Here is a 15,086-nt window from a genome sequence, read left to right as displayed (position 1 = left end):
ATCAGTTCGCCGTGCTGGCGGGCGCGGCCGGGGCGGCCTTGGCCGTTTCGGTGCTGCCGGCCTTCGGCTTGGGGTTCCACTGCACCGTCTTCACCTCGATGCCCGGCGCCGCGCGCTGCTGTCCGTCCACCACGAGCTGGTCGCCGGCCTGCAGGCCGCCGCGCACCAGCCACTGGTCGCCGATGGCGCGTTCGGTCTCGAGCGTGCGCCGCTGCAGCTTGTGCTGGGCGTCGACCACGAAGGCCGTCGGCTTTCCGGTGCTGTCGCGCGACACGGCCTGCTGCGGGACCAGCAGCGCCTGCTCCTTCACGCCTTCCTGCAGCACCGCGCGCACGTACATGCCGGGCAGCAGGTCCGCATTCGGGTTGGGGAACACGGCGCGCAGCGTGATGGCGCCGGTGTTCTGGTCCACGGTCACGTCCGAGAACTCCAGCTTTCCTTCGAGCGGATAGGCGCTGCCGTCTTCCAGCAGCAGCCGCACCTTCGCGGCATTGGCACCGCTCTTCTGCAGGTCGCCGCGCGCCATGGCCTGCTTGAGCTGGAGCATCGCGGCGCTGGGTTGCGTCACGTCGACGTAGATCGGGTCGAGCTGCTGGATGGTTGCCAGCGCGGTCGACTGGCTGGCCGTGACCAGCGCACCGGGCGTCACCGACGACTTGCCGATGCGCCCCGAGATCGGCGCGTCGATGCGCGCGTAGGCGAGGTTGATGCGGCTCGTTTCCACATTGGCCTTGGCCGCGGCAACGTCGGCCTCGCCCTGCTGCAGCGAAGCGGCCGCGTCGTCGTAGTCCTGCTGGCTCACGGCCTTGATGGCGACCAGTTCCTTGTAGCGCTCGGCCTTGAGCCGCGTGGTGCCGAGGCTGGCCTGCGCCTTCGCCAGCGCGGCGACGTTGCTGTCGTAGGTCGCCTGGTAGGTGGCGGGATCGATCTGGTAGAGCGCCTCGCCGGCCTTCACGTCGCTGCCCTCGCGGAACTTGCGCGATTTCACGATGCCGCCGACCTGCGGGCGCACGTCGGCGATGAGGAAGGGCACGGTGCGCCCGGGCAGCTCGGTCGTGATGGCCACGCGCTGCGGCTGCAGCGTGACGACGCCGACCTCGGGCGTGCCGGGGGCCGGCGGCGGTCCGCCCGGCGGCTTGCCGCACGCGACGAGCATGAGGGTGGATGCGATGGCCGCTGCGAAGGTCAGGCCGTAGGTGAGAGGGGGGCGCATTGCGGTTCTCCAGGGAAAACGACCGGACGCTGATGGGTACAGTCGGCGTTTAAATAGACAGTGCTGTACTGAAATGTATTTTGACTTCAGGAGGCTGTCAATTAAAATAGTCAGGCGTGTATAGAAATAAGGAGGCACACGGTATGCGGGTGAAGACCGAAGCGAAGCGCGATGCCATCGTCCAGGTGGCATCGGAAGTCTTCAGGGAACTGGGGTTCGAGGGAGCCTCGATGGTGGAAATCGCCGCGCGCGTGGGCGGCTCGAGGGCAACGATCTATGGCTACTTCAGCTCCAAGGAGGAACTGTTCGTCGCGGTGATCCACGACGCGGCGAAGCACCACTTCGAACCGATCTTCGCGGCGCTGGCGCAGGAAGGCGACGACGACCTCGAGCTCGTCCTGCAGCGCTTCGGCGAGAAGGTGCTCGTGGCGGTGTGCTCGCAGGAAGTCATCCAGGCGCACAGGGCGGTGATCGCCGAATCGGGCCGTACCGACATCGGACGGCTCTTCTACGAAGGTGGCCCCAAGAAGGGCGTCGCCGAACTCGCGGGCTTCCTGGAGCAGCAGATGAACAAGGGCCGGCTGCGCGCGGCCGACCCGCAGGTGGCGGCCCAGCACCTGATGGCGTTGCTGCACTCCGAGACCGTCACCCCCAGCCTGCTCGGCATCCAGGGGCCGTTGACGCGCAAGGAATTGCGCGAGGCGACGCGGCGCGCGCTGCAGGTGTTTCTCGGCGGCTATGCGCCGGCGGGCGGGGCTGCCGGGTAGCGCATTCCGGGGCGGGCCGCCTCGGCGGCCTGCCTGCAGCCTGGCTACTTCAGCCCGGCCCGCAGGAAGTTTTCGGAGGAGGGCTGCGCCAGCATGCCGTGCTTCATGCTCCATATGCACGCGCCCAGCCGCAGCAGCCTTTCCACGTTGGCGTCGTGGAACGGGTTCTGCGGATCTTCCTGCTCGATCAGGTCGGAGATGCAGGCCAGCGCATCGGTGGGCGTGAAGCCCAGGCCCGAGCGGGCCATCCCCATCACTGTCACCAGAACATCGGTCTTCTTCATTTCATCCTGCATCCGAAAGGCGGACCACATCCCCTTCAGCGCGCGCCGGCGATGAGCCGGACTTCGCTGCACAGCCGGGGGCCGTAGTCCTCGCAGCGTACCTCCAAACCGTACGCAGCGGCCCGCCGCAGCGCGAATGCGGTCACGTCGCGCAGGTAGGTGCGCCCCGGTTTGCGGCCGGCGGCGGCGCGGGCCTCGAAGTCGGCCTGGAAGTCGCGCGCCCACTCCTCGTAGAGCCTGTAGCGGTCTTCGTGGCCGTCGAGGCAACCCGCGCGGGCGAGCGTCTGGGCGATGTCGACCAGCGGAACGGTGATGGGCATGTCCTTGGGTTCACGCACGGTCCGCTCCCGTCAGAACTTGCCGAGCACGTTCAGGAACCAGCCCTTGCTGCGGTAGCTCATGTCGGTGAGGTTGTCGGAGTAGTCGGTGAAGTTGTAGCCGATGCCCACCTTCAGGTTCTCGTTGACGTGGTAGTACGCGGCGGTGACCCAGCCGCTCTTGCGGTCCTTGAGTTCCTTCGCGCGCAGCGTGCGCCATTCGAGCATCCAGTCCCAGTTGCGCACCAGCTTCCAGTCGACGCGCAGGACCGCGAGCTCGGCCGAGCTCTTGAACCACGGCGAAGAGCTGTCGCGGCTCGCGCGCAGCTCGCCGAGGCGCCAGGCGTACTTGCCGCCAATGGTCCAGCGCGGGTCGATGTCGTAGGTGGCGTCGATGGCGAACACATGGCTGCGCTGCTGGTAGTCGATGCCGGTGGTCGACACGGTGCCCAGGCTCGAGTCGACACCGCCCGATACCACCTGGCCCGGCGACGAGAGGTCGTACAGGTAGGTGTACTTGAAGAGCAGGTTGAGCCGGTCGTTCAGCGCCGGGCGCAGTGCGTAGCCCAGCATCGCCTCGGTGTACTTGGCGGCGGCCAGCGTGCCGGTGGTGCTGTCGCTGTCGGCCCAGTTGAACTTGCCGATCCAGCGCGAGTCGTCGTCCACCTTCCAGCTGAAGGAGTTCTTCACGAGCCAGCTGGTGCGGGTTTCGGCCGTGGTGCGGTCTTTCCGGTATTCGAGGCCGCCGCTGTACTTCAGGCGTTCGCTCGAATAGCCGCTGGTGAAGGCCACCGCCTGGCGGCGCGTGGCGCCCAGCGTCTCGGCGCCGACCCAGCCGTTCTCGAAGTTCACGCCGAAGGTCCAGCGCGTGTCGGGCGCGTACTGCACGCCGTAGGCGTGGGTGAGGCCCGGCTGCGTGCCGGTGGCCTGGCGGTGTTCGGTGAACATGGTGAGGCCGTCGCCCACGCGCGAGCGCACGCCGGTCACCAGCGTGCCGCCGCGGCCGATAAGGTTCTCGTCGGTGCGGCCGGTGTCGGACACGTAGGTCATGTAGAGGCTGGAGCGGTCGTCGTACTGGTAGTCGACGCCCGCCTTGCCGGCGAAACCGCCATCGCCAGTGGAGACTTCGCCGCGCAGCGCCAGCTTGTCGTTGACGCGGTAGCGTCCGCCGAAGCCCAGCCGGTCGTTCTCCAGCCGCGTGCCGGTGCGCCGCAGCGTCTTCTGCGCGAAGCCGTAGGCGCTCCAGCGGTCGGCGCCGGTGTATTCGAGCTGCACGGCCGCGTCGGCGCGCTCGCCCGACACGGCCTGCGTGGTCGGCAGAGAAGGGCTGGTGATGAGCGCATCGCCGGTCTTGTCGTCGTAGCGCATGCCGAGGCCCAGCTTCCACTCGGGTGACAGGGTCAGCGAGTACTGCGCGTCGAGCACGCTGCTGTTGTAGCCGTTGCGCTCGTCGCGGCGGTCGGCCTTCAGGCGCAGCTCGCCGTTCTCCGCCTTCTCGCCGAAGGGCACGGTGGCCTGCACGCCGACCTGGCGCGTGGCGTTGCTCGCGTACTGGCCCGGCGCGGAGAAGCCCGCGTCGCGCGATTGCGCATAGGCGCTCACGCGTCCGCCGCCGCGGATGTCGAAGTCGCCCAGGTCGGCCTGGCCTTCGAGGCGCCAGGCGTTGGCGTTGCCGGTGGGGCCGTTGCCCAGGCCATTCCCGAGGCCGTTGATCAGCGAACCGTTGCGGCCGGTGAAGCTGAAGCCGCCGTCCATCGAGTCGAGCTGCGTGGTGCCCGGCCCCTTGCTGCGCGCGAACTCGCCCTTGAAGTAGGTGTTCTCGGTCTTGCGCAGCGTGAGGTCGACGCCGGCCAGGCGCTGGTCTCCGCCGATCTGGTCCTGGCGCGACGCGGTCACGCCCACGCCGACGTGGTCGTTGGCCCACCACGAGACGCGGCCGCCCACGGCGAGGGTGCTCAGCGAGGTGGTGAGCGGCGTGTATTCGTAGTCCACCACCAGGTAGGTCGGCATGCCGGTGAAGCCGCCCGCGCGTACCAGCGAGCCGTCGTCCGACAGGCTGGGCAGCGGCGCCGACAGCAGCACGCGGCCCTGCAGGTAGTCGATCTCGTAGTCGGTGCTCGGCACGAGCTGCGTGCGCTTGAGCACGAAGCCGGAGTCCTTGTCGCGGATTTCCAGCGTCACGCGTTCGGCGCCTCGCGTGATGTCCTGGTTGCGCAGGTAGTAGAGCGAGCCGCCGGTGCCGCGGAACTCTTCGCGCGCCGCCAGCGTGCCGGGCTCGGCCGCGTAGGCGTCGACCTTCAGGCGGGCCTCGCCGAAGGAAGTCGACTCCTCGCCCAGGTAGCGGCCATGGAAGCCGTAGAGGCCGCGGCTCACGCGGGTGAGTTCGGTGTCGCCGAAGTTGAGCTTGAAGTTGCCCCACATCGCCTGCGAGCGGCCGTCGTCCACGCGCAGGTAGAAGCGGCCCTGCGTGGGCGCGTCCTCGATGGTGGTGGAGTCGTCGCCGAAGGTGCTCCACGAGTCCTCGGGGTCGAAGCGGCGGAAGAGGGAGGTCGGGTCCTTGCGGTCGAGGTTGCGGAACAGCTCCTTGAGCGGGCGCTCTTCCGTGTCGACGCTGGCCGTGAGCGTCCAGCGGTCGTTGAGCTGGCCCTTGGCGTAGCCGGCAATGCGGCCTTCGCTCCAGCCGCCACCGCCGTAGCGGTTCTTGTCGTTGGTCATGATCGCGGCCGGGCCGCTCACGCTGTTGCTGCCCACGGTGAGGTCGGCCTGGCCCACGAAGAACCAGTCGCTGGTGGGCAGGTCGAAGTCGCGCCGATAGGCGCGCGTGGCGCCCTGCGCGTCGGTGACGGCGATCTCGCCGGTCTGCACGCGGCGCGGCACCAGCTGCTGGAACACGAAGCGCCCGCTCTCGTCCACCGGCACCGCGAAACCCAGTGCGCGCACGCTCTCGCCGGGGCGGATGGCCGCGCCGCTGGCGGTGACGGTGCCCGCGCTCAGCGGAATGTTGGCGATGGCGATGTTGTTCTGGCCATAGCCGCGCAGCAGCTCGCGCACCGGGTCGGGCGGCGTGCCGGTCTCGGGCTTGTGGCGCTGCACCAGCGTGAGCGAGAGGTCGTCGGTCTCGTCGAAGCGGCCCTGGCGGTCGTACACACGCACGCGGTAGTAGAGCTTGCCGGTCGCGCCCTCGGCCACGCGGTTGAGCAGGCCGTCGGGCACATGCCATTCGCCGCGCAGGCCGGCGTCCAGCGGCACGGTGGCGACCTGGCGGCGCTGCATCGCCTCGTTGGCGGTGTACACGCGCAGCTCGGCCTTCGAGGTGAAGAGCAGGTAGTTGCTGTAGCCCGCGAAGCGCACCGTGTCGCCGGCCACCACGGTGGTGGGCCAGGCGCTGGCGCTCAGGCGGCGCGGCTGCGAGAGGTTGTCGTACTGCAGGCGCAGCTGGTTGCGCTCGAGCTGCACGTCGACGCAACGCTGGCGGTCGGCGCTGGTCGCGCCCTCGGTGGAAGGCAGCTTGCCGTCTGCGGACAGAAGCTGGCCGTCCACGCTCAGGCGCAGGGGTGCGTCGTCGGTGCCGAAGGCTGTGAAGGTGCGGCACACGCCGGGGTCGACTGGTGCTGCAGCCGGTGCGGCTGCAACGGGCGCGTCGCGCCAGTACGCGCGCACCTCGACGCGACGGTTGGCTGCCCAGTTGGCGGGGTCGGTGGCGGGTGTGGCGACGGGTGCGTCGGGGCCTCGCGAAGTGGCGGTGGCCGCCGCTTCCGGCAAGCCGAGGCGCTGCGTGAGATAGCGCGCGGCCTGCTGCGCGCGGGCCAGTCCCAGCGCGTGGTTGTCGGCGAAGCGCTCGCGCGACTTCGCGCTCAGCGCCTGCGTGTCGGTGTGGCCGACGATCTCGAAGCGCAGGCCGTCGCGGCCCTTCACCTGGCCGGCGATGCGGTCGAGTTGCGCGCGGTCGGCAGGGGAGAGACCGTCCGCGCCGGAGTCGAAATGCGGCGTGGTGGCGTCGCTGCGTTCGGCGGGTGCCGCAACAGGAGACACGGTTGCAGCCGCCGGCATTGCACGCTCGTCGCCGAGCACGAATGTGGCCTTGGGCAACTCGCGCTCGCTGCTGCGCGGCAGGCGGCGCGTGCCGTCGATGTCCACCGCGCGTGGGTCGGCCGCGGCGCGGTCGAGCATGCGGCCGCGTACGGCGGTTTCCTGCGCGGCGGCCAGGCCCATGCTGAGGCAGGCGGCGGTCACGGCGCCTGCAAGTGCCATGCGCTTCGGCAGCGTCTTCTTCTTTCTTCTCATGTCGGCTCGCTCGATCGGGTTCGGTGTCTGGGGGCGGGTCATGGCGGTGGTGCTTCCTCGCGTCATGGCTTGGCCTCCCCTGATGCGGGCACCAGCTCGACCTCGATGTCCAGGTTGAAGAGCGGCGGCTCGTTGCGCGAGGCGCGCTGCTCGCCGAGCTGCTTCCAGCGAGCGAGCACAGCGGTCTTCACCGCGTCGGTGCGGTCGCGGCCCAGCGAGGCGGGCTCGCCCGGCGCGGCCTTGTAGGCCAGGCGCAGCACCGAGGTCTTCTCGGCCAGCACGTTCACCGTGCGCTCGATCTCGCCCGCGAAGCCGGCGCGCAGCGTGGCGGCGCCGTCGTCGAAGGCCGCGCCCTGCAGCGCGAGGCGCACCACGCGGTGCACGGTGGCGCCGAAGTTGATCTTCAGCACCTTGCCGCGCGTGGCGCGCTCGGCGGCCGGGTTCTCGCTGGTGGTGCGATAGCCCGAGGGCAGGGTGCGCTCGTCGAGCTTCAGCACCAGGTTGCTGCCGGTGCCTTCCTTCGGAATGGCGGCGCAGGCGATGTGGTAACGGCCCTCGGCGTCGGTGGTGGCCAGCACGCCGTTGACGGTGGCTATGCGCACGTTGGCCAGGCCCGGTTCGCCATCGTCCTGGTAGCCGTTGGCGTTTTTGTCGTCGTAGACCTTGCCGATCACGTCGGTGCAGTCGAAGAGGGCGTCGGGCACCACGCGCACGCTGGCGGTGGCGAGGTTCGACAGCGTGCGGCCGCCCACGCCCTGCGTGGCGATGACCTGGTTGACGAACTCGCCTTCGCCCACGCCGACCCCCACGCCCGCGACCATCAGGTATTCCTTGGTCTCGTTGGGCGCGAAGTTCTGGCCCGGCATCACGATCTGGCGGCCGTTGATCTGCGGGATCACCGGCAGCGCCACGCCGCCCGGCAGCGTGCGCACCGTGAGCGAGCCCTGGATGTAGCGGAAGCCCGGCGGCAGCGTGTCGACCACGGCCACGCCCGGCAGGGCGGTGCCGCGCGTGTTGCGCGCCGTGATGCGGTAGGGCAGCAGCTCGCCCTTCTTGACGCTGAGCTTCGAAGTGGTCTTGCGCAGCTCGATGAGCGTGGCGTCCGACGGGTCCAGCGGGATGTTGTTGGCCACCACGTGCTGGCCGCCGCCTGCCGGCTTCATGAACAGCAGGTAGTAGCCAGCGCCCGGCACCAGCGCCGCGCCGGGGCTCACCACGCAGGGGTTGGTCTGCGCGGGTGCCGGTCCGTTGGCGGGCGCCGAGCACGACTGCGTGCCCAGCGCGCCGGCCGCGGCCGGATACATCGACGAGGGCAGGTAGGCGCCCGGCGGCGTGATGACGAGGCGGTACTCGCCTGCCGGTGCGCCCGGCAGCACAAAGAAGTCGTAGTAGCCGTTGGGGCCGGTGGTGTAGCTGTCGCGCTTGTCGAGCAGGTGCTGCTCGGGGTCGAAGCCGGCCGGGCCGACCATGCGCACCACGGCGCCGGGCACGGGCGTGCCGCTCACGCTGTCGTACACCACGCCGCCCGGGTCGTAGGGCAGGTCCTGCTTCTGGATGTTGGCGCCGGCACTCACGCGCACCTTGATGCTGAAGCGCGGATCGCTCGCCGCGGGCGTCGGGTAGGGGCCGTTCGCGCCGTTCTGCGCGGTGTCGGTCGGCCACACGCCGCCTACCACGCGGCCGTCGGGCGAGCGGAAGCGCACGCGGTATTCGCCGGGCACCAGGTCGCCGAAGCGGTAGCTGCCGTCGGCGTTGGTGGTCACGGTGTAGAGCACGGTGGCTGCGTTCTCCGCGCAGGCGTTGCCGCCGTCGGCGCAGCGCAGCAGCTCCACGGTCCAGCCTTCGCCCTGGCCTTCGCCCGATTCGCGGCTGCGGTTGTGGTTTTGGTCGAACCACACGGTGCCGGTGAGCGATGCGGGCTGGCTGCTGTGCTCGGTGAAGTCGTAGCCGGTGCCGTGGGCTTCCAGTCCGGTGAAGTTCACGCGGATCTGGTTCGGGCCCTGCGCGGTGCCACCCAGCGTGCCGGGAATGGCGATGCCTTCGTCGTAGCCGGTAGGCTGCGTCTCGGTCACGGTGTAGCCGCCGCTGCCGGGCAGGGGCAGGCCGGGCAGCTCGTAGCGGCCGTTGGCGTCGGTGACGGCGGTGCGCGTCACCGGCTGGCCGGCGGCGTCGGTGCCGGTGAGCGTGATGGTCACGCCAGCGATCGGCAGGTCCTGCGGCTCGCGCTTGCCGTTGCGGTTGGCGTCGTTGTAGACGGTGCCCGCCAGCGATGCGCCGCGTTCGCCGAAGTTGTAGTTGTCGCCGTTGCCGCCGCGGTAGGCGATGGCACTGATGACGTCGTTGCCCAGGGTGCCGGTGGCAGCGCCTTCGACCGTGCCCACGGCGTCGAGGCCGTCGGCATACGTCACGGGCTGCGTCTCGCGGATCGTGTAGCCCGCAGCGTCGGCCGGCAGCAGGCCGGTGAAGACGTAGCGGCCGCTGGCGTCGGTGACCACTGTTGCGTTCACCGCGAGGCCGCTGGCCGAGCGGCCGGTGAGCGTGAGCGTCACGCCCGGAATGCCGGCCTCGGTGGGCTGGCGGATGCCGTCGTTGTTGGTGTCGACGTACACCCAGCCGGCGATCTGCCCGCCGCGCTCGCCGAAGTTGTAGTCGATGCCCGCGTCTTCGGACACGAGTGCGAGGCCGCCGAAGCGGTCGTTGGTGCCGCCGGGGTTGGCGGTGCCGCGAGGCGCGCCGCCCACGGTGCCGAGCGACTCGGGGCCGTCGGCCACGCCGGCGGGTTGGGTCTCGTCGATCTGGTAGGTGCCGGGCGTCAGCGCGTCCACCAGGTAGCGGCCGTCGGCGGCGGTCTGCACCGTGCGGTCGACCGCGTTGCCCTGGAAGTCGGTGCCGGTCACGCGGATGGTGGTGCCGGCGATACCGGGCTCGCCGCTGTCGCGGGTGCCGTTGGAAGGCGCCACGTCGGCGTACACGTAGCCCGAGAGGCTCGCGGGCTTCACGGCCGAGAAGTTGTTGCCGGTGGAGCCCGCGCCCGCCGCGCCGAGCACGATGTTCTGGATGACGTTGGCGTTCGAGCCGTTGGGGCCGTTGGCCACGCCGGTGCCGCCGGTGGGCACCGAGCCGGGCGTGCTGCCCGCGCCGCTGACGTTGCCGGCGCGCGTGATGCCGGGCAGGTAGCCCGCGGGCCGCGCCTCGGTCACGGTGTAGCTGCCGGGCGCGAGGTTCGGGAAGCTGTAGTCGCCGCTGGCGTCGGTGGTGGTGGTGCGCGAGACCGGCTGGCCGTTCACGTCGGTGCCGGTGAGCGTGATGGTCACGCCCGTCAGGCCCGGCTCGGTGGCCGGCGCGCCCTGTGCGCCGTTGCCGTCGCGGTCGTAGTACACGCGGCCCGAGATGCCGCCGGGCAGCAGTTCGCCGAACCAGTACTCGCCCTGCGTCGTCGGCACGCTGGTGCCCGAGACGGTCACGCCGGTGATGACGTTGCCGCCGCCTTGCGGCGTGCCGGGGTTGCCGTTGTTGTTGGCCTTGCCGGGCGCGTAGTTGGCTGGCTGGGTCTCGGTGATGGTGTAGCCGCCCGCGCCCGAGGGAGGCACGTTGCGGAACTCGTAGGCGCCGGGCGTGCCGGTGGCCACCGCGAGGATGTTCACCGCGTTGCCCGCGGCATCGGTGCCCGTCAGGCGCAGCTCGACGTTCGGGATGCCGGTGTCGCCGGCCTGCGGGATGCCGTCGTTGTTGGCGTCGACGAACACGCGCGTCGTGATGCGGGTGAGCAGCTCGCCGAAGTCGTAGCCGGTGCCGGTCACGTTGGAGCGCAGCGCGATGGCGCTCACCACGTCGTTGCCCGCGGTGCCGCCGGCGGTGCCGGCCGCGTCGCTGCCGTCGGCGAAGCCGGCCGGCTGCGTCTCGGTCAGCGTATAGGTGCCGGGCGTGAGGTTGTTGAAGGCGTAGTTGCCGGTGCTCGCCGCCGTGGTGGTGGTCAGCGACACCGGGTTGCCATACATGTCGGTGCCGGTGAGGGTGACGGTCACGCCGGCGATGCCGGGGTCGCCCGCGCTGGCGGTGCCGCTGTAGTCGGCGTCCTGGTAGACGCGGCCGGCCAGGCTGGCCGCGCGCACTTCGCCGAAGTTGTTGGCCGTGGACGTGCCGCCCGTGCCGAGCACGATGTTGTCGATGCGGTTGGCGTTGGAGCCGTTCGGGCCGTTGCCGGTGCCCGGCGGCACGGTGCCGGCCGTGCTGCCCGCGCCGCTGACGGTGCCCGCGCGCGTGATGCCGGGCAGGTACGCGGCAGGCTGGTCTTCCACCACGTTGTAGGTGCCCGCGGGCACGGTGAAGCTCCAGTTGCCGCTGGCGTCGGTGGTGGTCGTGAGGGTGATGGCGTTGCCCGAGCTGTCGGTGCCGCTCAGGCGCATGGTCACGCCGGCGATGCCGGGCTCGCCGCTGTCGATCAGGCCGTTGCCGTTCAGGTCTTCGTACACGCGGCCCGAGAGCGCGCTGTTCTGCACCGTGACGCTGCCGTCGTTGAAGTTGTTGCCGCCGTTCGGATCGGTGCCGCCGTTGGTGTCGCCCGAGCCGGTGGTGACGATGTGCGCGCGGTTGGTGAGCACGGTGCCGTTGGCCGGCGCCGCGCCGCTGAAGCGCACCGGAATGCGCACGGTGGCCGTGCCGTTGGCCGGCATGGACGTGATGGCGCAGCTCACGGCGCTGCCGCCGGCCACGCCGGTGCAGGTGGGCGCGGCGGGCGTGAAGCTGCCGCCGGTCACGGTGAACACCGGCGGGCCGGCCAGCACCAGCGATGCGGGCAGCGTGTCGGTGAAGCTGGTGGTCTCGGCGCTGTCGGGGCCGTTGTTGCGCAGCTGCACGAGCCAGTCGAAGGGCACGGCCGACGACGCGGTGGTCACCGGCGTGGCGGTGCCGGCCATGACGGCAGTCTTGGAGACCACCTGCACGTCGGCCTTGAAGCGGAAGGTGGTGTTCTCGGCCACCGCGTTGTTGCCCTGCACGGTGTCGAAGGCGTTGCGCGCGGCGTCGAGGAAGTCGACCCTGGCGTTGTTCTGGAAGGTGCCGCGCGACACGCCGCGCAGCACCACGCGGAACTGCAGCGTGTTGGCCTCGCCTGTGGAGGTGGGGCCGGCACCACCCAGCGTCGGGATGGTGAACACGATCTGACCGCCCGCCGAACCGATGGCGGCGCCGCCGGCCAGCGCGAAGCTGGTGCCGCCAGGGGCGGTCACGGACACCAGCGTGGGCGGTGCCTCGCCGCTGGGGCCGGGCAGCGGCAGCGTGTCGACCATGCGCACGTCTTCCGCCGTCGAGGCGCTGTTGTTCGACACCGTGATGGTGTAGCCCACGTCGTCGCCCACGTTCACCGGGTCGACGTCGTCGCGCTTGGTGACGACCAGGTCGTACGCCGGCGCGGTGACCGTCGCGGGCACGGCGGCGCTGTTGTTCGTGGTGTCGGTCTCGGGCGTGGCCGTGGAGACCTGCACGGTGTTGGTCACCGTGGAGCCGTTGAGCACGTACAGCGGACGCGCGCGCACCGTGACGGTCTGCTGCACGTTGCGGTCGAGCGAGGTCCAGGCGCACTCGAGCTGGTTGTTGGCGGCTCCGGTGCCCGTGGGCTGCGTGGTGTTCGGCTGCGTCGTGCAGCTGCCGCCGCCCGAGGCGACGGCTGACATGAACATCAGGTTGGCCGGCAGCGTGTCGACCACATGCACGTCGTAGGCCCGGCTGAGGCTGCCTTGCGCGAGGCTCTGGTTGCGCGCCGTGAGCGTGTAGGTGAGCAGCTGGCCCACCGGCACCGAGGCGGGGCTCGCAGACTTGGTGACCGTCACGTCGGTGCGCGCGAGCAGGTAGGCGGTGGTGCTGCCGTCGTTGTTGCCCAGGTTCGGATCGGCCGGCGTGGCCGCCAGCGCATTGGCCGTGTTGTTGATCTGGAAGCCGTGGTCGGTGGCCGAGGCGCCGTCACCGTAGTGCTTGACGACAACCCGGATGACCGGGCACAGCGGCAAGGCGCTGGCGGGGTCGGTGCTTGCGCGGCAGACCGGCAGCGTCGACAGAGTGCAGCTGGAAAGCGACGCTTGTCCGAAGCCGCTGCCGTTGGCCGGCAGCGTGCAGGCGCCGGCGAAGGTGCCGCCGTTGGCCGTCTGCGAGACGTTGCCCGCGCCGATCACCTGCGCGAAGGCGTCGGTGACGACCACGTTCTGCGCTTCGGAGGGGCCGGCGTTGACCACCTCGAGCTCCCAGGTGATGTTCTGGCCCGCGACCTGGCGGTTGCCGGCGTTGTCGCCGATGCCCACGACGCGCTTGAGCACCTTCACGTCCGCGGCTGTGGCTGCGTCGTCGACGCCGGTGCCGAGGCTCACGCAGTCGTTGCCGGTGTTGGCGTCGGGGTCGGCGCCGAGCGTGGGCGCGGCGGCGGGCAGCGCCACGTTCACGCACATGGTGTTGACGATCTGGCCGCCGCCCGAGGGCAGCGCCGGGATGGTGGCGTTCACGATGATGTAGCCGCCGTTGCGCGCGCTGTTGCCGGCGGACAGGTCGACGCTGATGTCGGAGGCGAGCGTGCGCGTGCAGGTCACGGTGGCGGGGCCGGGCACCGGCGTCGCGGGCGTCGGGACGACGGTGGCGCCGCCCTTGGTCACCGTGCAGGTGTAGCCGTCGCGCTGCGTGACGCTGTTGATCTGCACACCGGCCGGCAGGTCGTCCACCAGCTGGATCGTGCTGCCCGCCAGCAGGCGCGTGCTGCCGAGGTTGGTGCTGCCGACCTGGTAGTCGAAGGCCTGGCCCAGCGGCACGTTGTTCTGCGGCCAGCCGCGGCGCTTGTCTGCGCGGAAGTCGGTGGCGGAAACCACCACGTCGGCCGGCACGCTGCCGGTGGCTGAATTGGCGATGGGGCCGGTCGCGCTCACGGTGGCTTCGTTGACCACACCGGTGCCGGCGGTCATTGCGATGACGGGCACCACGATGTCGCCGAGCGCCACGTTGGCGCCGTTGCTGCCGCCGATGTCGCTGCGCGTGCAGTTCACCGTCTGGCCGCTCACCGAGCAGGTCCAGCCGGCGGCCGCGTTGACCGGCAACTGGATCGCGAAGTTGGCGGGGATCGTGTCGCTCAGCGTCACGCCGGTGGGCGGGCTGCCGCTGAAGCGCGGGCTCAGCCGGAAGTTGAAGTGCTGGCCGACCAGCAGCTGGCCGCCGTCGTGGCTCTTCGTGAGCGCGAGCACGTAGCCAGCCGTCACGGTGGTGTTGGCGGTGGCGCTGTTGTTGGTGGAGACACCGTCGCCGACACCGCCCACGGCCGCCACTGCAGGCTGGTGCGTGACGGTCGAGCCCGCGCCGGCGGTGACCACGCCGTTGATGCTGAAGGTGCGCGTGTTGCTGCCCGCGGTGGCCGGCGTGGCGGGCACGTTGCAGGTCAGCAGGCTGCCGCTGATCGAGCAGCCCGAGGGCAGGCCGCTTCCCGAGACCGTCAGGCCGGTGGGAATGGGATAGGTCAGCGTCGAGCCGGTGCTCGTGTCGGGGCCGTTGTTGGTGACCGTGAACACGATCGGCACCGTCGAGCCGCTCGGCGCGGTGGCCGGTGCGCTGATGGTCACCGCCATGTCGGCGCCCTGGTTCACCGTGATGGTCTTCGTCTCGCTGGAGCCGCCGCCGCTGGGCGTGGCGGTCACGCTGAGCGTGCCCTGCGTGACCGTGCGCAGCAGCACTTCGAAGTTGCGCAACTGGTTGGCGGCGAGCGTGATGCCGGAGCAGGTCAGCGTGCCGGAGCCGGCCGAGCCCACGGGAACGTCGGCCGAACAGGTGCCCACGGGGACCGCGCCGGTGCCCATGTAGACCGAGTTGGCGGGGATCGTGTACGTGAAGGACGCACCCGGCGCGCCGATCGGCAGGCTGTCGGTCTCGGCGATGGTGACGGTGCTCGTCACCGTGCCGCCGGCGGGAAGGATGTCGGGTGAATGGACAAGGCTCGACACCTGCGGCACCGCATGCGCGGCGGTTGCGAACAGCAGTGCCGCAAGAGGCGCGGCGATGCGCCTCAGGCAGTGGCGCAGGCGCGCGGCGTTGGAAGACACGTCGCGGCGCGCCGGCGCGTGCGACAGATTCGATGGGGTCCTGAACATCCCGTCCCTCGTGATGGCTCTGATGGCCGGGCACCGTTTCTTGTGTCACCGCGAAGGCGGCGGGTGCTCCGGAAAGGGCGGGATTCTTTGGCGGCCCCCTCGGGGGC

6 protein-coding genes are annotated in these 15,086 nt (G+C 70.6%); 1 reads left to right on the top strand and 5 read right to left on the bottom strand.

The window, feature by feature from the left end:
- Position 1: 1 nt before the first annotated feature.
- The gene (locus tag EJO71_RS24350; protein ID WP_125951009.1) at positions 2 to 1,213 is read right to left on the bottom strand and encodes an efflux RND transporter periplasmic adaptor subunit; all 1,212 of its coding nucleotides are present in this window, start codon (positions 1,211 to 1,213) and stop codon (positions 2 to 4) included.
- Positions 1,214 to 1,356: 143 nt separating this feature from the next.
- Between EJO71_RS24350 and EJO71_RS24345 the strand changes: the two genes are divergently transcribed.
- Complete coding sequence (locus EJO71_RS24345) at positions 1,357 to 1,980, top strand: TetR/AcrR family transcriptional regulator (protein WP_125951010.1); 624 nt, start codon at positions 1,357 to 1,359, stop codon at positions 1,978 to 1,980.
- Positions 1,981 to 2,024: 44 nt separating this feature from the next.
- Here EJO71_RS24345 and EJO71_RS24340 read toward each other — a convergent pair whose 3' ends face one another.
- The 4 genes from EJO71_RS24340 to EJO71_RS24325 are packed head-to-tail and all read right to left on the bottom strand — an operon-like array spanning position 2,025 to position 14,979.
- Complete coding sequence (locus tag EJO71_RS24340; RefSeq protein ID WP_125951011.1) at positions 2,025 to 2,264, bottom strand: hypothetical protein; 240 nt, start codon at positions 2,262 to 2,264, stop codon at positions 2,025 to 2,027.
- A gap of 35 nt (positions 2,265 to 2,299) precedes the next feature.
- The gene (locus EJO71_RS24335) at positions 2,300 to 2,602 is read right to left on the bottom strand and encodes a hypothetical protein (protein ID WP_125951012.1); all 303 of its coding nucleotides are present in this window, start codon (positions 2,600 to 2,602) and stop codon (positions 2,300 to 2,302) included.
- A gap of 12 nt (positions 2,603 to 2,614) precedes the next feature.
- Positions 2,615 to 6,931: an OmpA family protein gene (locus tag EJO71_RS24330; RefSeq protein WP_125951013.1), complete on the bottom strand. Its 4,317-nt coding sequence runs from the start codon at positions 6,929 to 6,931 to the stop codon at positions 2,615 to 2,617.
- Positions 6,928 to 14,979, bottom strand: a complete 8,052-nt coding sequence (locus tag EJO71_RS24325; protein WP_125951014.1) for an SdrD B-like domain-containing protein — start codon at positions 14,977 to 14,979, stop codon at positions 6,928 to 6,930. The genes EJO71_RS24330 and EJO71_RS24325 overlap by 4 nt, the downstream gene beginning before the upstream one ends.
- Positions 14,980 to 15,086: the final 107 nt, after the last annotated feature.

The sequence above is a fragment of the Variovorax sp. 679 genome, assembly GCF_003952185.1.
Lineage (GTDB): Bacteria > Pseudomonadota > Gammaproteobacteria > Burkholderiales > Burkholderiaceae_C > Variovorax.
The sequence above is the reverse complement of the archived record's forward strand: the minus strand, read 5'-3'. Positions and strand labels throughout refer to the sequence as shown.

Excerpts from the sequence above, each read along its gene's own strand:
- EJO71_RS24350 (WP_125951009.1), bottom strand. The coding sequence starts at position 1,213 with ATGCGCCCCCCTCTCACCTACGGCCTGACCTTCGCAGCGGCCATCGCA.
- EJO71_RS24345 (WP_125951010.1), top strand. The coding sequence starts at position 1,357 with ATGCGGGTGAAGACCGAAGCGAAGCGCGATGCCATCGTCCAGGTGGCA.
- EJO71_RS24340 (WP_125951011.1), bottom strand. The coding sequence starts at position 2,264 with ATGAAGAAGACCGATGTTCTGGTGACAGTGATGGGGATGGCCCGCTCG.
- EJO71_RS24330 (WP_125951013.1), bottom strand. The coding sequence starts at position 6,931 with ATGACGCGAGGAAGCACCACCGCCATGACCCGCCCCCAGACACCGAAC.
- EJO71_RS24325 (WP_125951014.1), bottom strand. The coding sequence starts at position 14,979 with ATGTTCAGGACCCCATCGAATCTGTCGCACGCGCCGGCGCGCCGCGAC.